The organism is Pseudomonas medicaginis (assembly GCF_965119365.1).
GTDB lineage: Bacteria > Pseudomonadota > Gammaproteobacteria > Pseudomonadales > Pseudomonadaceae > Aquipseudomonas.
The window spans coordinates 166,413-187,401 of the sequence record NZ_OZ221631.1; the positions used below are offsets into that span (position 1 = coordinate 166,413).

12 protein-coding genes are annotated in these 20,989 nt (G+C 60.3%); 9 read left to right on the forward strand and 3 right to left on the reverse strand.

The window, feature by feature from the left end; translation table 11 throughout:
• Nucleotides 1-360: 360 nt before the first annotated feature.
• The 6 genes from ACMTA2_RS00805 (at nt 361) to ACMTA2_RS00830 (ending at nt 11,070) form a co-directional block, all read left to right on the forward strand.
• Nucleotides 361-1,335: an aKG-HExxH-type peptide beta-hydroxylase gene (locus ACMTA2_RS00805; protein ID WP_413793314.1), complete on the forward strand. Its 975-nt coding sequence runs from the start codon at nt 361-363 to the stop codon at nt 1,333-1,335.
• Between the two features lie 3 nt (nt 1,336-1,338).
• A complete protein-coding gene (locus ACMTA2_RS00810) occupies nt 1,339-2,247 on the forward strand; it encodes a DMT family transporter (protein ID WP_413793315.1) in 909 nt (302 codons plus the stop codon).
• Between the two features lie 192 nt (nt 2,248-2,439).
• Complete coding sequence (locus ACMTA2_RS00815; RefSeq protein WP_413793316.1) at nt 2,440-3,612, forward strand: MFS transporter; 1,173 nt, start codon at nt 2,440-2,442, stop codon at nt 3,610-3,612.
• Between the two features lie 463 nt (nt 3,613-4,075).
• Nucleotides 4,076-5,107, forward strand: coding sequence for a histone deacetylase family protein (locus tag ACMTA2_RS00820; protein ID WP_413793317.1), 1,032 nt, complete (start codon nt 4,076-4,078; stop codon nt 5,105-5,107).
• Between the two features lie 11 nt (nt 5,108-5,118).
• The gene (locus tag ACMTA2_RS00825) at nt 5,119-6,219 is read left to right on the forward strand and encodes a polyamine ABC transporter substrate-binding protein (protein WP_413793318.1); all 1,101 of its coding nucleotides are present in this window, start codon (nt 5,119-5,121) and stop codon (nt 6,217-6,219) included.
• Nucleotides 6,220-6,462: 243 nt separating this feature from the next.
• On the forward strand, nt 6,463-11,070 hold the full coding sequence (locus tag ACMTA2_RS00830; protein WP_413793319.1) for a dermonecrotic toxin domain-containing protein: 4,608 nt from the start codon (nt 6,463-6,465) through the stop codon (nt 11,068-11,070).
• 219 nt (nt 11,071-11,289) lie between these two features.
• On the opposite strand, the gene pdxR is transcribed toward ACMTA2_RS00830, so the two are convergent.
• Nucleotides 11,290-12,915: a MocR-like pyridoxine biosynthesis transcription factor PdxR gene (gene pdxR, locus ACMTA2_RS00835; RefSeq protein WP_413793320.1), complete on the reverse strand. Its 1,626-nt coding sequence runs from the start codon at nt 12,913-12,915 to the stop codon at nt 11,290-11,292.
• 100 nt (nt 12,916-13,015) lie between these two features.
• Between pdxR and ACMTA2_RS00840 the strand changes: the two genes are divergently transcribed.
• Genes ACMTA2_RS00840 through ACMTA2_RS00850 form a run of 3 tightly spaced genes read left to right on the forward strand, consistent with a single transcriptional unit; the run spans nt 13,016 to nt 14,791 of the window.
• Nucleotides 13,016-13,657: an FMN-binding negative transcriptional regulator gene (locus tag ACMTA2_RS00840; RefSeq protein WP_413793321.1), complete on the forward strand. Its 642-nt coding sequence runs from the start codon at nt 13,016-13,018 to the stop codon at nt 13,655-13,657.
• A 2-nt stretch (nt 13,658-13,659) separates the two neighbouring features.
• Entirely contained in the window at nt 13,660-14,106 is a 447-nt protein-coding gene (locus ACMTA2_RS00845) for a GNAT family N-acetyltransferase (protein WP_413793322.1), read from the forward strand.
• A 10-nt stretch (nt 14,107-14,116) separates the two neighbouring features.
• Nucleotides 14,117-14,791 carry a GNAT family N-acetyltransferase gene (locus ACMTA2_RS00850; RefSeq protein WP_413793323.1) on the forward strand — a complete coding sequence of 225 codons (675 nt, stop codon included), beginning with the start codon at nt 14,117-14,119 and terminating at the stop codon, nt 14,789-14,791.
• A 54-nt stretch (nt 14,792-14,845) separates the two neighbouring features.
• Here the strand turns inward: ACMTA2_RS00850 and ACMTA2_RS00855 are convergent, their stop codons facing one another.
• Together ACMTA2_RS00855 and ACMTA2_RS00860 are read right to left on the reverse strand one after the other, a co-directional pair.
• Nucleotides 14,846-19,795, reverse strand: coding sequence for a dermonecrotic toxin domain-containing protein (locus ACMTA2_RS00855; RefSeq protein ID WP_413793324.1), 4,950 nt, complete (start codon nt 19,793-19,795; stop codon nt 14,846-14,848).
• Between the two features lie 243 nt (nt 19,796-20,038).
• Nucleotides 20,039-20,938, reverse strand: a complete 900-nt coding sequence (locus ACMTA2_RS00860; protein ID WP_413793325.1) for a homocysteine S-methyltransferase family protein — start codon at nt 20,936-20,938, stop codon at nt 20,039-20,041.
• Nucleotides 20,939-20,989 lie beyond the last annotated feature (51 nt).

Genomic DNA, 20,989 nt, shown 5'->3' on the forward strand with positions numbered 1-20,989 from the left:
TCATGTCTTCGAAGGCCAAGCGACCCTCTATATTCCAGCAAATTGGATCCAATATAGCAAATGAGTATATAGAGCAAGAAAATAACAGTGTCATTTATCAAAATGGCTATGTTAGTTTCGCTCTGCCTTGCAATGAAATGCGAACGGCATAATCTTTCAAAAAAATGGAGCTTTTTATGAAACTCGATATGTCCAAACTGATCGTATCTCAATCCGCACTGAGCCTGACTGCAATGGTTGCGCTGTCGAGCGTAAACAAATCTATCGGCGAATAAATTTCGGCGGTGATTTATTAGAAGGACTGCCATATCGCTATGGCGGTCCTTCTTTTTATGGAGAGTCCGTTTCAAGGAGGATCAATTGAGCATCTTAATCACAAATGAAGAGTATCGCCAAGATTCCTACGCATTGCTCAATCAATACAAAGAGTCGATGACCTACTTGGCAAGCATCTTTAATGATGACTATCAAAAATCCGACTCTGTGACCAAGCTGCCTTGGAAGTCTTTCGCATTCTACAATAAGTGCATCAAAAGCTTGCAAGCCAATGATGCGGATTCAGGCTTACATTTTTTTCAAGAAGCCAAGCAAAATGAAAGGCAAGGGTCGGAAGGATTCAGGGTTTCTGGATTCTCTGAAAACAACCGAAAAGAAGAAATTGACTTGGTGGTCGATGAAATAAGAGAAGAGGCGTCTGGTAAAATCAGCATTGGTTTCATCGGCGCCGATGTTGCCGAGATCGAGAAAGCCAAATTAATTGCAGGAATAGAACTTCTTAAGGCCCAGTCGATAGACCTATACAACGAGGCTGAAATCTTAATAGATGAAATAGTCTTGACTGGCCCTGGCGATGAATACCATATCAGATCGGCCAGCAGTTACAATTTATTAGGGCTGGTTTTGATATGGGCCGATGAAGTCCATAGTCCCATCTATTACGCACAACAGGTAGTCCATGAGGCCGCCCATTTAAGGCTGTTTTTAAAAAGCACAGATGACAAGTTTGTTTTGAATCCTGAGAGCGAACTATACACAGCGCCGTTCAGGCCTGATGCACGTCCCATGCTAGGTATATTCCACGCACTTTTCGTACTGGCTAGAATTGCGCTAGCGATGTCTGGCTTGGGAAAAATAGCGCCTGCAAAACTAGCAGAGGAGGCGCTTGAGAAAGGGCGGGTGGCTGAGAAGAGATTTTTCGCGACTGCCGCTCAGATCAAGCGGGACGGTGTGTTGACGCCCATGGGACAACAGATTTTCGATGAGTGTTTGCAGGAAATCACCAAAATATCGCCTTTTCGCAATGTGTATGATGACATGCTAAAGAGTGGATTCTGACCAATGAACAGCTCTAAAAGAATTGCCCCACATGATTACGCATTTTTATTGCTTGTGGCGCTGATCTGGGGAGGAAACTTCGCCTTAATCAAAGTAGGGCTTGAGCAAATAAAACCCTTCGTGATGACATTCATCAGGTTTTCGCTTTGCGTCTTCCCGTTTGTATTTTTCATGCCAAGACCCAAGATTCCAGCTTATGTACTCGCCGCATATGGAATATTGTTCGGGGGCGGAATATGGGGGTGCGCCAACATTGCCATCTATACAGGCACCTCCCCCGGCACTGTATCCCTCATCATTCAGCTCAGCGCATTCATTACATTTATCATTGGCCTGATTGCCTTTAAGGAAAGAGCTTCCCACATCAGCATCATCGCCCTCGCGATATCACTCTCTGGTCTTTTCTTGATGCTAATCAAGAACAATCAAGGTTCAGGCCCGTTGGGCGTCGCTATCTGCTTGCTCGCAGCGTTTTGCTTTAGTTTGTGTACGTTCATCATTCAAAAATACAAACCTAAAGACCTGCTGCCATTCATGATTTGGAGTTTGTTATTCAGCCTTCCCATCCTCTTTATTCTTGCCTTGTACTTTGAAGGTGCCGACGCATTCTATAGCCTGAGGGATGCGATAAGCTACAAAGTCATAGTGTCGCTGGTCTCACAGTCTTACGTGACTACTCTGATGGGGTACTGGATATGGAACTACAATATCAGAAAATATTCCGGATCCACCGTGGCCCCCATTGGCTTGCTGGTTCCATTTTTCGCCATAATCATTTCCTACCTGTTCTTTAGCTACCCGATAAATGGAACCGTCATTCTATCGATAGGCTTGGTCTTCTGCGGCGTCATCTTGTTCAACCTACGACATAGCATTGAGCAGTTGTTTAACAAGACCGTCATACACAGATGACACGACCTTGCTCGGGTTTAGAATTTGCCACAAGAGCGATGCACCACTTCAATGCCAACTCGACCAAAGCGCCCAAAACAAGTGCGTTTCGTTTGTCATTTTGGAACGCATGCTTGCTCGTTGATGCAGTTGCAAAGTTCAACTTTCAAAGCGTCTTAACAATGCCGAAACGCTTACGATAGGGAAATCTTCATGAAGCATTTTTCAAAAGAATTGGCTATTTTTTTAGTCTGCTCAACCGCTTACCGCCTATGTTCCGGGGCACTGGTGGTCTCCCTGACGTGGACCATCCTCAACCAGAACGAAGGTGGTTATTTGCCTTTGGCATTGGCGATTTTTTGCTCCTTCCTTCCAGCCTTCATCACACCGGTGGTTATCAAGCGGCTGTCGGCGCGAATGAACGGCCGAAAAATGAGCAGCTGGTTTACGTTTTGTCTGGCTGGTCTCAGCCTGGTGGTAGGGGCAAGCCGGGACATCACCCTTGCATTGCTAGCCGCCAACCTTTTTGTCTGGCTGGTTTTCATGCTGCTCGAAGCCAGCTTGGATATGTGGTTCACCCAGGTTCAGCGCGGTATGGATGAAGCCTCTGTCAGGCGAATCAGCGGTGCCACAACTGCAACCGGTCAAGCAGCCCTGATGATTGGGCCGTTGTTGGCAGCCGGTTTGATGCCGATCCTGCCGGGCATGGGGTTCTTTATTTTTCTGGGCGCTGGATTCCTGCTGGTCTCAGCGATTTGTTACATCCGCCATGGTCGCTCGGTGGTGGCACAAGAGGCCAGCGAGACAGTTGCGCCAGCCAAGCTTCCGCTCACCCTGTTTGTGCCAATGGTGCTGATCTGGCCAATCCTCGGTGCCTTCAACTTCATGCTTCCAGTGTATGTGTCGAGCCATGGCTGGGCGCTATTTGAGCTTGGTGTGCTGGATGCCGTGTTTGGCATGGGGATGGCGTTGGTGGGAGTACTGATCATTCTGAGTAATACCAGTCGCAATCTATCGGTATTTCTCTCGGGGCTGATCGGGCTGGCCGTCATTTCCGCAGCGGTATGGTTTATTGTGCCCGATACCCTAGTGCTCAAGGCTCTAAGCCTGCTGATCCTTGGCATGGCCTTTGGCGGTGCGCGGGTGCATATCCGAGCAGCGATTGCCTACCGCTACAGCGAGGCTGCCGTTGGTGCGTGTGTTAGCCGGGCGAACGCCCTCGCAACGCCGGTCTTGCTGTTAATCCTGAGCCTGCAGCTGGCATTGATCGAGAGCGCGTGGCTGATACCGTTTCTGATGATTACCTTGTCCATTGTGTTATTGCTACAAACATCGGCGACTCGCTTTGCCCAGGGGCACACGAGCCCAGTAACAGCGGGTGCCTGAGAGTCCTTATCCGGGGGCCACATAGCCCCCTAGTCCCGGAGTTCAGAAGGTGACTTGGCCGGGTCCGGGCAACATCTTCCTGATGCCATCGCTTAAGGCGATGGTGCCCACCCCCAGGGCAATAACCCGCTGGGTAGTTTCAGACACGTTGCTCTCCCGTCTGGTCTTGATGATCCGCGTCGAGAGGGTGCATTGGGGACGAATGCTGGAGCGGTGAATGCCTGTCAGTTAAGCAGCCAGACAGACCATGTTGACTGTCTGGGGCTGCTTCGCAGCCCAACGGGGATAAATCCCCTCACCGCAGGGATGGTGCTTGACCTCTCCTTGGCGCGCCAACAAAGAGCCATTTACGGTCAAACCTTTTGGCCATTTCGATCCCCTTTTGGCCGCTCCTGCCGTTCTCTCCAATACCGCATCCCGCAAGACTGTCAGCTAACGGGAACAGCCTTGCGGAGAACAATAAATGCTGACGATCTATTCCGACGATCACCACTTGCATCACGGCCGCTGCGAGTTGATGGACGGGCAGTTGATGCCCTGTTTCGAGATGCCTTCGCGGGCCGACCATGTGTTGGAGCGGGTCAAGGCGCGAGCGCTGGGGCCGGTGGAGGCGCCGCAGGATTTTGGCCTGGGGCCGATCCAACGCATCCACAGCGCGGCGTATCTGGAGTTTTTCAAAGGCGCCTGGGACCGCTGGGCCAAGTACAACCGCGACGGCGATCTGTTGCCGTTCACCTGGCCGGCGCGAACCCTGCGCTCGGTCATCCCCACGAGCCTGCACGGCCAGTTGGGTTATTACAGTTTCGACGGCGGCGCGCCGATTACCGCCGGTACTTGGCAGGCAGCCTACAGCGCCGCGCAAGTCGCCCTCACCGCCCAGGCAGACATCCAGCGCGGCGCCCGCAGTGCCTTTGCGTTGTGCCGCCCGCCGGGGCACCACGCTGCCGGCGACTTGATGGGCGGTTATTGCTACCTCAACAACGCCGCCATCGCCGCCCAGGCCTTTCTCGACCAGGGCCATAAGAAGGTCGCGATCCTGGATGTGGATTACCACCACGGCAATGGCACCCAGTCGATTTTCTATGAGCGCAGCGACGTGTTGTTCGCCTCGATCCACGGCCATCCGGAGGCGGAGTTTCCGTTTTTCCTGGGGTATGCCGACGAGCATGGCGAGGGCGACGGTGAGGGTTTCAACTTCAACTATCCTTTGCCGGCCGGCTCAGGCTGGGACACCTGGAGCGCGGCGCTGGAGCAGGCCTGCGGGCAGATCCGAGGCTACGACGCCGACGTGATTGTCGTGTCCCTGGGTGTGGACACGTTCAAGGACGACCCGATCTCGCAATTCAAGCTCGACAGCCCGGACTACCTGGCGATGGGCAAGCGCATCGCGGCGCTCGGCAAACCGACCTTGTTCGTGATGGAAGGCGGCTACGCGGTGGCAGAAATCGGCATCAATGCCGTGAACGTCCTTGAAGGTTTCCAAAACGCCCCATGAGGAATCACAGCATGAACAGATTCAAGCGTTTTATGGCGCCGGCCCTGTGCGCCGCGCTGCTTTGCGGCGCGGCCCAGGCCGAGGAGCGCACCTTGCGCGTCTACAACTGGTTCGACTACATCACGCCCAAGGCCCTGGACGATTTCAAGGCGCAGAACAGCCAAGTGAAACTGGTCTACGACATCTTCGACACCAACGAAGCCCTGGAGGCCAAGCTGCTGACGGGCAACTCCGGCTACGACGTGGTGGTGCCGTCCAATGTGTTCCTGGCCAAGCAGATCGAAGCCGGGGTGTTCCAGCCCCTGGACCGCAGCAAGCTGCCGAACTGGAACCACCTCGACCCCAAGCTGATGAAGTTGATCGAAGCCAACGATCCGGGCAACCAATTCGCCGTGCCCTACATGTACGGCACCATCCTGATCGGCTTCAACCCGGACAAGGTCAAGGCCGCCCTGGGTGACAGCGCGCCGGTGGACAGTTGGGACCTGATCTTCAAGGAAGAGAACATCAGCAAGCTCAAGCAGTGCGGCGTCGCGCTGCTCGATTCGCCATCGGAAATCCTGCCCCTGGCCCTGCAGCACCTGGGCCTGGACCCCAACAGCAAGAAGCCGGCGGACTATGCCAAGGCTGAAGCACTGTTGATGAAGATCCGTCCGTACATCACCTATTTCCACTCGTCCAAGTACATGGCCGACATCGCCAACGGCGACATTTGCGTCGCAGTGGGTTACTCCGGCAGCTTTTCCCAGGCGGCCAACCGCGCCAAGGAAGCCAAGAACGGCGTGACGGTGGACATGCGCCTGCCCAAGGAAGGCGCGCCGATCTGGTTCGACATGCTCGCCATCCCCAAAGGCGCGAAGAACCCGGAGGATGCCTACACCTTCATCAACTATCTGCTGCAACCGCAGGTGATCGCCCCGGTCAGCGACTTTGTCGGCTACCCGAACCCGAACAAGGACGCCACGGAAATGGTCGATCCCGCGATCCGCGGCAACCCCAACCTGTACCCGACCGCAGCGGCCATGGCCACGCTCTACACCTTGCAACCACTGCCCAGGGATGCCGAACGGGCGCGGACGCGGGCCTGGACGCGGATCAAGTCCGGTCAGTGAGTTTATCAAGCTAAACAGAGAACCTGTGGGAGCGGGCTTGCTCGCGAAGACGCCGGCACATTCAACATCACCGGCGCCTGATACACCGCTTTCGCGAGCAAGCTCGCTCCCACAGGCGCTATCCCCGTCACCTCCCACGCCCCATACATAGTTACCACCTTCCCTGTTTTTCGCGCCGCTAGCATGGCAATCCCGAAGCGCTCGGCTTCGCCATTCCATACGTCGCGAGACAGGGAGACTCAGATGACACCCACTGCCACCACCACGATGCCCAGGGCCGATGCCAAGGACGCAATCCTGAATCAGTTGCTCGCCGGGCCCACGTATCCGGAGGTCGCATCGATCCTGCTGCGCGATGGCCTCAAGAAGCTCTATCCCACGCTGAACCTCGATCCGCACAACACCGTGGTGGGCGAGCCGGACTGGGACATTGTCGATGACGAAATCGTGCGACGACCCACGCGCTACGAAACCCTCAGCGAAATGCTGGCCGGGTTGGTGAACGAAAAAGGCGATTCGATACTGCTGATCGAAGGCCTGCATTTCCTGACCCAGCTACCGCTTACGACCCCCACTGTGCATTTGCCGGTGCGAATCGATCAGATCGGGCACCTGCTCAATGAACTGATGCCGGCCATGCTGACGGCCTGCCAGGAGCAGCAACTGGCCTATTGGAACGCCTCACTCGGCGAGTCCGGCCCCCGCTGGCACCAACTCTCCAACGCGTTGCGCCAAGCCTGGAACGTTGGACGTATCAAGGGTTGGACGGCCACCGAGTGCGACATGGCCCGGCAATTGTTCCATTACCCCGACCGCAAGGATCGCAAGGAGAAGGACCCATACGACACCCACGCCTACCTGATCGACATCGACAACGTCGACGGTCCCGAGGTAAAGCGCCTGAGTGACAATTCGATCGTCGTGCTGATCGGCACCGTCGACAAGAAGGAGGTCATCCTCAAGTACTCGATCGCCAACGGTTACCAGACATTCGATTCACAGCAGGCCCTGGGCCAATCCCTGCCCGCCCATTTCGGGACGGCCGCCTACCGCAAGGTCCAGTGGCGGCTGTACGAGCCCGAAGGCAATATTTTCGATCACAAGGCCTGCGGGATGATTGCCGAGCAGGTCAAGATCATCGGCTCCTCCCCGCAGACCTGGGCGACCTACGAGCCCCCTGCCAGCGGTGAAGAAGGCGACGAGGATGCGCTCGTGGCCTGGTTCCAGAAGCAGATGCCCCATTGGCTGCTGGACGCCTCGCCGTCCGATCAGATCCTGTTTGCCCAGCACATGAAGAACCTGTCGATCCTGAACCAGGTGCATGCCGGCAAGACCTACCTGGACGGGATCGCGTCGCTCAAGGACTTCACGTTGAGCCTGCTGAAAAAGCAGATGGTCGCGGACCACGCCGACGCCTCGACGCTCGACCTGGCAGCCATCGAAATCGAAGTTCGCAGCCCGGTGATCTGGGGGAGCTTCGTGGTGCCCGGCCAGATCGAGACCACCCGCTTCAGCCTCGTCGAGTTGGCCCTGCAGAACCTGATCGCCCTCCCCCTTGGCGACAAGACCGTCAAGTTCCGGGACGACACGCCGCTGCCTGAATGGATCACCGTCGACTACATCGAGAACCTCATCACCCAGGCCGATATCGGTCGTGTCTACCCCGAGCTGATCAGGCAGACACTGCTCGACGATCCGGCCGAATCGAGCCGCCGCGAACAGTTGTACACCTCTCAGTTGCGCATCCAGCTGCCGATGCTGGCGCTGGAATGCAAGATTCGCGGCCAGGGTCACCTGGACGATACGGGCTACCGCTACGTCGCCGCGCTGATGGAACCTGCGCCAGCTGATCGCAAGGTGGACGGCAAAACCATCGTCCTGCGGCAACTGGCCTTCGTGCCGGAACTGCAACTGGGTGACGCGCAAGATGCGGTAAGCAACATGTTCATCATCGGCCCCGAGGATTCCAGCGCCGGCCCCTGCCTGCTGTATCGCCCCTTGCTGGAACCACAGTTGAGCCAGTACCCCTCCTTCAGCAACCTGTTGTATGCCATCCGGCAAACCCCTTCGTTACGCCAATCGGTGCTGGCCTGGTTGCCCGATGGGGTGCGGGACGATTACGGCCGGTTTGTCTTCCCAGACCTTTTGCCCTCCCCCTGGAGCATCGTGGCATTCGTGGCCGCCCCCTTGAGCTCCTTAGCCAACAGCGGTCCCGTCAGCTTGACCGACAAGACCCTGGGGACGAATTTCCTGCCGCAGTTGTTCAAGGCCAATGCCAACGCCCTGGTCGAGCTGGCTGATCGTCAATCGGTGTCCAACCGGGAAAACCGCTGGGAGACCTTCAAGCGGGCGGGTTGGCTGCTGTTCAACCTGGCCCTGCCGTATTTGGGAACCGCCGTTGGCACCGCCGGCTGGCTCTGGCAGATCCTGGACGACATTGACAAGCTCACCCAGGGCAAGGACGCGGCCGACCGGCCGGCCAAGTGGGAAGCGTTCACCGACCTGCTGCTGAACATTGCGCTGGCGATCATCACCCATGCCATCGACCGCGCCAGGTCAGCCAGGAGCCCCCGACCGCTCCAGACCCCGCAGGTGGTGAGCGAGCTGGAAAGCCTGCCCAAACCACCCCATGAATTGGTGATCGAACGACTCGCACCGCTTCCGAGCGCTTCGCTGCCGACTGAACACTACGAGGCCATCCGCTCAAGCGGCGCGTTGATGGGCACGTCGAAGGACAGCACACGGTTTCTCGACAGCTTCAGCACCGACGAACCGGCGGAACGCGGCCAATTCCGAACCGACGGCGCCCTCAAGGGGCTCTACGAACAGGACGGGGTCTGGCACGCAAAAATGGCGGGCAAGTGGTTCAAGGTGCAGGTCGAAGGCGAGCTGGTCTCCATCGTCGACGCAAAGAATCCCGCGCGCCAGGGCCCTCCGTTGACGAGTGATGCCCATGGCAAATGGCACATCGACACGCGCTTGCGTGTACGTGGCAGCGGGTCCAAGGGCATCCGGCAGAAAGTCATCGCCGATGCGCAGCGACGCCGGATCGACCTGCTGGCTTCGCTCAATGAGTTTGAACAAAGGAAACCGCAGAACCAGAAGCTGTTGACCATGCAAGCCGTGGAGATGGACGAGGCGTCGGGCACGGCCAGGGAGGTGAAGCGCGACGCCTATGTCGCAACGCTGAAGGCCCAGCGGGAAAACTACGAACAGGCGCTGAAAACACTGCTGGAATGGCCACTCTTTCAGTCCCGGCCCGACTACCCTCGCACACGGCTCGGCTACCTGAATGCGCAGATCAACTTCACCTTCGCCGAGATGGAGGCCCTTGAGGAACGGTTCGCCCCGGCCATGAGCAAGGCCAAGGGCATGATCACCTCCGGGGTCAAGGTGCTGGAGCAACAGCATATCGATGCGGCCGAAAGCATGGTCAGCGTCGGCGACGACATGATCGAGCGCCTGGACTACATGGAGACGCGCTTCACCGAATTGAAGAATGTCGGCTACGAAGGCTTCGAATTCATCCACCGGCACCGCAAGAAAATGCCGCTCTATACCAGTGCCGACCTGCGCCTGATCAAGCTGGATATGTTCCGGCACTTGTGCCTGACGCTCGACAGCGTCGAGTCGATGCCCGAGGGCTGGGAGGCGATCAACCAGATCGTCGACAACGCCACGGTCGCGTTCCAGAGCCTGCGCGATGCGATCGATGAGCGTAGCGTGATCCGGCTCGACGAGCGCATCGACGCCTTCGGCAGCCTGGCCGAACAGTTCGCCGCCATCGACGAACATCTCAACTACCTGGGCAACGAATACAAGGGCAGCGTGCGGTCGCTCCAGCTCGCCCGCTTGCGCAAGGGGATTGCCACATTGGAGCAAACCACGATGCAGCACTTGGCGGCGGCCCTCGATGAACGCCGGGATAAGCGCAACGCCGGTTCCCCGTACGAGCAACGCCCCCGGCCGAGGAAAAAATTCATTCGCGCGCGCTTCTGGGGGCTGGTCAGCGGCGAGCCGCGCCTGTCCCGGTTGATGGAGGAAACCGATTGGGTCGATGTGAAGAACCCGTTCTCGGGGGAGAACATCATCACGTTCCATCGCAAGGAAACCGGCGAGTGGATTCCCCATGTCAAATCCGACGCAATGCCGCCCACCGTCCCGTCCCTGGACGTCAGCGTCACCAAGGGCCTGGACCTGATCAACGGCCTGACGGCGTTCAAGGCGCAGATGGAAGCCACCGTCAGGCAGCCCGGCAAGACACCCGCCGGGATCGGGATGATCCTCAATGCCCACGCCAGCAGGATGGAGAAAATCAGCGCGGCCATCCAAAAAGCCCTCGATCAGGCCCAAGGCGTGGCTTCGAACGAAACGTTCGAGCTGCCAGAAGCACAACGGCGCTCGGCCCAAAGCCTGCGCGCGCAGCTTGAGCGGGAAGCCAGCGCGTTGTACGTCCTGGGTTTCGACACCGTATTGAATGTCATCAAGCAACGCCCGCCGACCATGAGCAGCATCCTGTGGCTTAAAAACCGGAACCAGATTTCCATCACCAAACACAAGAGCCGGCAACGCATCAAGACCCCGCCCTACGGCTACCTCGACCGGTATGAGATCAAGGACGTGAAAAGCGGCACGACACTCTGGTTCGCCGACTTCCGCTATTCGACGAACTGGGTGCCCGCCTATGCGTTCCTGTCGGCGCGCTTGAAAACCATTGAACAAGCCGCTCAGGAAACTATCGCCACCGACGCCAGCCAAGCCCTCAGCCAGCGCCAACTGATTGATCGTTACCGCAGCGAAATTGCCGTGGACCAGGCCAAGGAGGTGTTCTTCCAAAAAGCCCGGTCATGAACCGTAAGGCTGTTCACTCAAGACGTGCCGGTTCATTGTGGCGAGGGGATTTATCCCCGCTGGGCTGCGAAGCGGCCCTAAAGCCCTGCGACTCGGTTTATCAGGTGGATTGAGTCGCCTAGGTTGGGGCTGCTGCGCAGCCCAGCGGGGATAAATCCCCTCGCCACAGTTTCAGCTCCTTCCTTAGAGTGAACAGCATGGCGGTCATGAACCGAGGTCTCAGGGCTTCCAGGCTTGCGCCAGGCTCGCCAACGCGGTCGCAATCGCCGCGGGCGGGACGGCGGCGAACCCCAGCACCAGCCCGCCACGGATGGGCGTGGTGGTGCTGGGCAACCAATAGCTGCTCAAACCATTGACTTCGACCCCTGCCGCCGTCGCCTTGGCGATCAGTTCGCGTTCACGTTCAACGCTGTCCACCGGCACCGTGACATGCAGCCCGGCCACCACCGTGGGCATGGCGCCAATACCTGCAATCGCTTTCGGCCAGCCCGCCAGCAACGCGTCACGCCGAGCCAGGGCGGCCCGGCGCATCCGCCTGATATGCCGCTGGAAATGCCCCGCGGCCATGAACTCGGCCATCACCGCCTGGGTGCTGACTTCGGAGTGGCGTACGTCCACCGCGCGACGTCGGGCGAAGGCGTCCACCAGCCCCGCGGGCAACACCAGATAGCCAAGGCGCAGGGCCGGGAACGCCACTTTGCCGAACGTGCCGACATAAAGTACCCGCCCCTGGCGGTCCAATGCCGCCAACGGCGCCAGGGGCGCGCCGCTGTAGCGGTACTCGCCGTCATAGTCATCCTCGACGACCCAGCCGTCGTTGCGCTCAGCCCAGGCCAGCAGTTCCAGGCGCCGAGGCAGGCTCATGACCACCCCGGTCGGATATTGGTGGGACGGGGTGACGTAGGCCAGCCGACAATGGCTCAACGCATCGAGCGCCGAGCAATCCAAGCCATCGCCATCGACCGGCACGCCCCTGACATCGGCACCGGCAACGGCAAACGCATGCCCGGCCGCGCGATAGCCGGGATTTTCCACCGCGACGACGTCGCCCGGGTCCACCAGCAGCTGTGCACAAAGGCTGATGCCCTGTTGTGCGCCACTGGTGATCACAATTTGCTCAGCGGTGCAATGCAGCCCTCGGGAGCTGCGCAAATAAGCGGCGATCAGCCCGCGCAAGCGCGCATCCCCTTGGGCGTCGCCATAACACAGCTGCTGCAGATCCGGTTTGCGCCAGAAAGCCGCATTAAGCTTGGCCCAGACGTCGAAAGGGAACAGATCGAAAGCCGGCACACCGACCCTGAACGCCCGTGGCGGGCCACTGGGTGGAGAGGGCAAATGGTGTTTTTCGACGCGGTTCAACGCACCACTGTGGATAACTTTACTGGATGAAACCACAGGCAAATCCAGCCAATCTGTGGATAAGGCTGTGGGTAAGCCTGTTGAAAACCCTGTGGATACTTTTGTGGATATGTTTTCCCCCAAGGGCCCTTTCGCGAGCAGGCTCGCTCCCACAGGGGCACGCGTTCCACTGTGGGAGCGAGCCTGCTCGCGATGAGGCCGGCCCGGCACCAGAGAAGAAAGCTCGGCCACATAAGTGCCATCCCCTACCCGCCCCTCGATGAAACCCTCGGCGTACAGCTGATCGTAGGCCCGGACCACGCTGTTGCGCGAAATCGATAAGGCCGCCGCCAGGTCACGGCTGGCCGGCAGGCGCGTGCCGCTGGCCAGGCGTCCGTCCAGCACCCGGGCGCGCAACGCTTGGTACAGCTGGCGGCTGAGCCCCTGGCGGCGGTCCAGCTCGATGCCTGCGGGGTTGAACGACAGTGGCGGTACGGCGTTGTGCATGACAGCCCTCGCGAATGGACCTATCGAATTGGCCAGAAGTGGCTCTTACAACAGACCAATAGCCTGCCTACGATGCTCGCATTCGCCAAGGAAAATCATCATGTACAACCCCAAAGCCTTTGCCGTCGAAGACCTGCCCCAATTGCACGGGATGATCAACGAGTGCCGCCTTGCGTTGCTGGTCACCCACGGCGAGCAGGGCTTGCAGGCCAGCCACCTGCCGCTGTTGCTGGACCCGCACCAGGGGCCGAACGGAAGCCTCTACGGGCACATGGCCCGGGCCAACCCACAATGGCGCGACCTCGAAGCCGGCGCGCAGGCCTTGGTGATATTCGCCGGGACCGACGCCTACGTCAGCCCGGGTTTCTACCCGAGCAAAGCCGAACACGGCAAGGTCGTGCCCACCTGGAACTACGTGGCCGTACACGCCTATGGCAGCGCCGAGGTGTTCAGCGACGCGCATCGCCTGCGCAAGCTGGTCGGCGCCCTCACCGACCGCCACGAAACCGGCCGCGAGCAGCCATGGAAGATCGAGGATGCACCGGTCGAGTACATCGACAGCATGCTCAAGGCCATCGTCGGCTTCGCCTTGCCCATCCAACGACTGGAGGGCAAGCGCAAGCTCAGCCAGAACCGTAGCCCCGTGGATATCGCCGGGGTACGCAACGGGCTCGCCGCCAGCCCCGACCCGCAGGACCGGGCGCTCGCCCACCTGATGCCTGAACAATCGTCCAAGGAGTGAACATGAGCCAACTCGATATCCGCCCCGTCAACGCGAACGATCACGCCGCCTGGCTGCCGTTGTGGCATGCCTACCTGCGCTTCTACAACACCGAACTGCCGGAGGCGGTCAGCCAAAGCACCTGGCAACGCTTGCTCGATGAGCGCGAACCGACCCATGGTGCCCTGGCCTGGCAGGGCGACACGGCGGTGGGCCTGGTGCACTTTATCTATCACCGTTCGAACTGGAGCATCGAGAACTCCTGCTACCTGCAAGACCTGCTGGTGACGGAACAAAGCCGTGGCACCGGTGTGGGTCGCCAGCTCATCGAGTTTGTCTACGCCACCGCCCAGGCAGACGGTTGCTGCAAGGTGCACTGGCTGACCCATGAAACCAATGCCACGGCGATCCAGCTCTACGAGCGCATCGCCGAACGCCCCGGCTTCATTCAATTTCGCAAAGCCTTGTAAGGAACACTGCATGTCGACTTCACTGACCGATTGGAAAGGCGTCCCGGCGCCGTCCACCCAACTGATCGAAGGGCGTTTCATCCGCCTGGAAAAACTTGACCCGGCGCGCCATGCCGACGGTTTGTGGCAGGCGCTCGAAGGCCCGGGCGCCGATCCGAAGCTCTGGGACTACCTGCCCTACGGTCCCTTTTCCGAGCGCAAGGCGTTCGATGCCTGGCTGGAGAATCATGCCGCCAACACCGACCCGTATTTCTTCAGCGTGATCGACCGCGCCAGCGGCGATGTGCAGGGCATTCTCAGCCTCATGTCGATCGTACCGGCCCAGGGCCGCATCGAGATCGGCCACGTGACCTTCGGCGCGCCGATGCAGCGCTCGCCGAAAAGCACCGAGGCGGTCTACCTGCTGGCGAAGGAGGCTTTCGCCCTGGGTTATCGCCGGCTGGAATGGAAGTGCAACAACGGCAACGCTCGCTCCAAATATGCCGCCGAACGACTCGGGTTCACGTTCGAAGGCGTGTTTCGCCAGCACATGGTGGTCAAGGGGCAGAACCGCGACACCGCGTGGTATTCGATGCTGGATTCGGAGTGGCCGGCGATCGGTGCAGGGTTCGAGCGCTGGTTGAGCGAGGAGAATCAAAGCGAGGCCGGGCAGGTGCGCAGCCTGACGGCGTGTCGCTCAGCCTGATGAATGATCGCCACCGCGCCTCCGTTCGCGGTGGCGATCGTTCAAAAAGGCCTATCAGGACTCAGGCGGTTTGCGCGTGGCCAGAAATGGTTTGAGCACCTCGGGCGTCACGCCGCCTCTGGCATACGACCAGGCCCATTGCGGTATGGATCCATGGGCGCTCACATAACTGGCGAAATTCAGCCGGCTGTGCCCCGCAGCACTCGCTGAAAAATCGAAGTTGTAGAGGAAGTACTGGGCTTGCCTGTCGCTCATGGCGTAGGCACCCAGGATCAGCCGATGCGCCCGGGCTTCGTCGTTGACCAGGCTATCGATCAAGGCGCCGGTGAGCGCCGACTCGCTGTCGAGCGAACCTGGCCGCCCCAGCGCGAAGCGGATGTTGTCGTCGCTGAACTGCGGCCCGATCAAGTCGTGCCAGATGGTCCTGGCGCTTTCGTGCGAGATCCCGCGCATCGAACGTATGGAGACCCACAGGTTCGGCCGGTTGAACAGGATCGCCACCCGGCTGTTGGACAGCGGCTGCCCTGGCACACTGAACAACCTGGCGACAGCCGACAGGTCACTGTCCTTGATGTACCGGACCTCCTGGAGGAAGCCGAAGAAGTCCAGCAAAGCCTGCCGATGCGCGAACAGGCTGTGCAGGTTCCAGTCATCGAACGGCCGCATCCAGTTGATATCGATGCCTCCATACCTCGTCAATTCGTCATAGCGACCACTGACGTAATCGCCGATGAGCTGAAGTCGCGTGTTGGAAATGCTCGGCGTGCGTATCCATTGCGAAAGCAGGTTCACGGGGAACAAGCCACCCAGGTTGGAAGCGATCACCGGGGACTTGAGAAGAATAGTTGCCCGCGCCTGCAAGACAGGAAATCGCTCGAGAGCCACGGTCAGCAGGTCGACGAGGTCATCGGCCCGGTCGTAATAGATGTGTTGCTCCAACAGCTCCGCGTCGTCATCCATGACATTGCCGGTCTCTTGTTCGTACCGTCTCTTGGCCTTCTTCAAGTCATCGCGATCCACCAGGTAGGCACCGTTGAGCACCTCTTCGAGTTGCGTCTCGTCGAGGTGGCCATGCAGCGCCTCGTCGTAGCGCACATAGGCCAGGCTGTTGCGGGGGTGATGGTCGGTCAGCTCCCGGGCCTTGATCCCGTATTCGAGCATGATGTGCACCACGTCCTGGGAGAACATGAGGTATTCATTGTTGAGCAGTTCGGCAATTTCCGATCGCTCGATGGGTGGCAGCAGCGTGTCCTCGAAGAAGGTCCGCAAGGACCGATCGGTTTGCGTGTAGTACGGAACGCTGCTCAATATCGGGCGGCCCGGCGCCCGGGGGGACAGGTAGCTGCCAATGTGGCGCAGCACCTCCGGAGGCAGGACGGCGTTCCAGGCATTGTTCAATGTTCGACGCGCCACGTCGTCAGCATACAGGTTGAGGAAATTCACCAGCGGTTGAAACAGGTTATGCGGGTTGTGCGTGCCGTAGACAATCTGGCTCAGGTCGAAGACCGCCGCCTTGCCCATCAGGTGCTCCAGGGAGCGTGCGTTGTCGGCGAGGGCTTGCTGCAGGCCGGTGGGCGGCGCTACCAGGTACTGGCCCATCTCCGGGTGGCGTTCGATGTAAGCGGCGGTTTCATTGCGCAGCCCCTGCATCGAAAACGTTTGTGGCGACTGGCCCTCGTTCAACCCCCGGGCGACGGCATTGAAGAAGCAATTGCCGTCGGGGTCGAACGTGACGTCAGTGTCGCCCGCCAGCCGCAGCGTGTAGTGGTTTTCACCCGTGCGGATCAGCACGACGTCGGTGTCGGACCGCAGCGGATGCGTGCCCGTCGGATAGCCGCTTTCAACCTGGCCTGGGGTAAAGCGTATCGACCAATCCACGTGCCCACGCCGTTGATCGACGATCAGCAAGCTGCGGTTTTGCGGCCAGCTTGGAAGGCGGGTAATGAGCGACGGGACGAGGTCCATGATCTCGACGTCCCACTCGTTCGGCGTGCGGATCAGGTCGGCCACGGCGCGAAGCGCTGTCGAGGGTTGCTTGGGGCCTGACGGACCCGGTTGCGGCGTGCCCCCGGGCGGCCGTTTACCCCCGCCCAGGCCAAAGCCGACGGCGTGCCACTCGCCATTGGGCGCGCGGGCCACGGTGCTTCTCATCACGCCACTGGAACGGATGTTCAGCCCTGAAACCGGGTCGACGATGGTCGCCTCGATGGCATTGAACGGCGTATGGTCGTGGACTCGAAATACCGTTCCGTCGGGTTGCCGCACATACACTCGGCGCGCGGCGCGCCCCGTGGCGCTGTCGGTGAGCGTGGGGCGATAGAAGCCCCGGGCATCGGCAGGCAGCCCTCGGAGCACCGTGGTATCCGCCACGGCATAGCGGCGATAGAGCGCGGCTTCGAGGGGCAGGCCAAACGGCGCGCCAACCTGGTTTTGGCGGGCCGTTACCGCCAGGAAGGAGGAGCCCCCTCGCACATTGAAAGTCACCCCACCGAGGCCGACGGTCTTGCGGGTGTTGGCCACCGTATGGACAAACGCCAGCGCCGCCGTGTTCGTGGGCACGGCACCGGTTTTGAGCACCAGCAAGCCGGTCCTGACGGCACGGGTCAGCATCTGGAAACCGGGGATCAACAGCAGGCCGGCCAGGTCCATGACGATTTCAACCGCCATCATCACCAGCCGCGCAGTGGTTTGCAGGCCGATGTCCCGATTGCTGTTGGAGCGATGGTCCGCGTAGGCGCTGTGGAAGTTGACGTGGGCGCGGTGAAAGCTCTCAAGCCAATCGTCGCGGATCAAAACGCCACGGATCAGGGGCCGACCGCGGTGCTGCCCCAAGGCGCGCTTGATCTCCTCTTGATCGAGGGCGGAAATGCGCGAGCGCAAGTAGGTGCGCCATTCTTCCTGTTGCAGCAGCCCGGTAATGCCATCGCTGAGGTCGGCGAACTCATGCAGGTCATTGCCCTGGGGGCTGTCCGGAAAGTACACGCCCACGGTGCCCTTGATGTCTGGCCCAGCCTGGTCTGAAAAGATCAACGCACCGTCGATGCTCAGGGCATTGCGCGGCATGTTGCCCTGCCCATCGACGCTGCCACCCAGGAGCAGACCGTAGACATGAACCCGGCGTCCGCCCACCCATGGCCGCGCGGCAACCGTGGGAGATTGCAGGATCGCCTCCAGCCAACGGGCCAAAAGCTTTCGCGGATGGGCGGGCTTGGCGACCGGATCGATCACACGGGCCTTGAACACGGCGTCGCCCTGGAGCGCCGCCTCGTAGCCCTTGAATGCCAGGTTGGCCCGGTACGCCGCCTGCCAGGCCGCCTTGTAGCGAGGTTCATTCATGCGCTCGCGCAGCAGGCGCTCATAATTGCCACCGGCATCGATGCTCGTCGCCATCCTGGCCAGTTCGCTCCCGGTCACCGTGATCGAGAAACCACTGTCCGGGTGCCGGATGCGCTGGCCGTGGCGGTCGATCAGGTAGACCGCCAGCACTTCGCGCATGGCATTTGGATATTGCTGCGCCCGCAGATTGTCGAGCATCAACTGGGTCAGGCTGCTGGTACGGGACTGCCTTGGGTTGGCCTTGTCGCCATAGAACAGCCTGACCAGGGTCTGGTCCGGGTCCACATCGATGCGCGGGTGGAGGGTTTGCTGGAGGTACTGCTTGATCTTCTGGCGAGTGAACTGCACCAGCGTCGGCACATCGCTGCCCAGGGCGTAGACGGCGTCGAACACCTGGGTTTCGAGACGACGATAGTGGGCCTGCTCGGCCTGGGTCGCGGTCTTGTAGAAAGCGGGCCGCCGCTTCTCAACCAAGGCTTCCTGACGGGCCGCCAGTGGCCCGGCCATCGACAACAGGGGCAGGCCGAGGGCATCTTCGGTGTGCCGGGCAAAGTCGCCCACCGTAACCGTTGCGTTCGCGGGCGCGTCCAGGACCTTTTCCAGCGCCGCGCCTTGCATCTGCAGCAGGTCCTCCGCCGCCACCTCGAAGACATGCCCGGACAGTTCGGTGGAAATGTCCCGGATCACGCACTCCCGGCCGTCAAGAAAGGGGCGCACGCGGCTGGCCAGGTCCTGGAACGCCTCGAAGCGCTGAAGCCCACGCTCCAGGGAATACAGGAACAGCGATGGCCGGTCGGTAAACTTGATCACCATCGCCGCCGGCCACTTCTGCGACTGCGCTGCGCCGCTGTCGAGCATGACCGCATAGACATGGGGCACGGGAGCGCGCAACAAACGGCTCCGGTCGGCCTGGGACGGATGGGTGATGATGAGGTCCAGCAGGCGGTCTTCATCGCTTTGCTGGGTTCTCGTGCCCTGGCTGGATTGTGCGACAGGATCCCGATCGGCCTTGTACAGGTCGAACAGGTGCAGGAAACGTCGGGACAACAGTTGCGCGAGGGCAGCTTGCGTGGTGGACGAGGCCGCCACGCCCAGCGGCGCCTCCCAGTTTTTACGCTGGCGAAAACGCGCCAGCTCATCTCGGAACTGACGCTTCACCTGCTCGTTCGTGGGCGGATGGGGGACATGAAAGACCGCTTCCAGGACCCGCAGCGTGGCCCCATCCAGCGAGCCGGCAAAGACGCTGTCGGCGTCCTCCAGGGAATCCGGGCGGGTGAAAAAACCGACGCTGCCGTTCGGGAAGATGGGCGCCGTGTCGCTCAGCAGGCTGCTGCGCAGGACCTGGCTGAAACTCTCTGTTGAAGTCAGGGTGCGTCCGCCAGTCGGGCGCGTGGTGAAGCGGTTCACATGGCAGTGGTCCGGCTCCAGGTCCGCAAGCAGCGATGCGCGAAACTTCTGTGGGGCAATTCTGGCCTTGAGCAGGCTGACCAGTAGGTTTCCAATCACCTTGTCGAAGGTGGGGACGGCGGCGAACAAACGGGCCAGCTGTACCTGATGGGTGTCCAGCAAGTCCAACTGCCTGAGTTGATCCTTCGCCTGGGCGTCGGTCACGTCCGACTGGGGGCCAGGCGATACAATGCCCGGTTCATCGTTGGGGAAAATCGACATCTGGAGGGTCCGGTTTCTGATTGAAGAGTCCGGACCCTATCGCGCTGTTCGAGCCGCCATGGCGTACATATGTATTCGCAGGCGGCTGAACCGGAAGGCAAGCGTAAGCTGATATGACCTTTGCAAGGCCCTCTGTGGGAGCGGGCTTGCTCGCGAAGCGGCCGGCGCGGCCTGACAAAGGTTCCGCGTTATCGTTCTTCGCGAGCAAGCCCGCTCCCACAGAGGATTCGGGGGGGCAAAGGCTCAGGCCAGCTTTTGCGCCAGCACCGCAATGTGCTCCGGCCCGATCCCGCAGCAACCGCCCAGGTGGCTGGCTCCGCGCTTCTGCCAGTCCGCCGCCCATCGGAGGTAGCCCGGTGGATCGAGGTCATCGCGCAGCGGGTCCAGCCCATCATTGGCCGTCGCTTCCTTCGGTTGCGGCGGGAAGGCGTTGGCGTAGGCACCGATGTCGATCTTCACACCCAGGCGTTCGAAGGTGTCACGCGCCGTATCGATGGCCGCGCCGATCACTTCCGGCTGGCTGCAGTTGAACAGCAACACCTCGACGCCCAGTTCAGCCGCGACCGCCGCAGCGTCCGCCACCGGTTCGCCGGAACGCAGGCGCGGCACTTCGTCCGTGTCTTCGTCTTTCAAGGTGAACGACAGCCAGAACGGCTTGCCATCCTTCGGCAGGCCGGCGTGGATCGCCCGCGCCTCGACCGTAGAGCTCTGGGTTTCAGCCAGCCACAGGTCGACATGAGGCGCCAGCCCGGTGACCAGAGGCGTCAACAGCTCGCTGGCGCGGGAGGCATCGAACAGGTCGGGCCGATAGGAACCGAACAGCGGTGGCAGCGAACCGGCCACCCGCACCGCTTTGCCGGACGCCTGCACGGCCCGTTGCGCCAACTCCCCCGCCAGCGCGGCCAATGCCTGGCCTTCGGCGGCGAAGCGCGCCTCGCCGATGTGAAATGGCACCACCGCGTAGCTGTTGCTGGTGATCACATTGGCTCCGCTGGCGATGTAGGCCGCGTGCACGGCCTCCACGGCCTGCGGTGCTTCGCTCAAGGCCAGGGCCGACCACTCGGGCTGGCGGAACGGCGCGCCCCGGCGTTGCAGTTCGCGGCCCATGCCGCCATCGAGAATGACTGTCGTTGCTGCGCCCATATGCGATTCACTCATAAGCTTATGAAAAATACTCACTATCGGAGTCGTTCT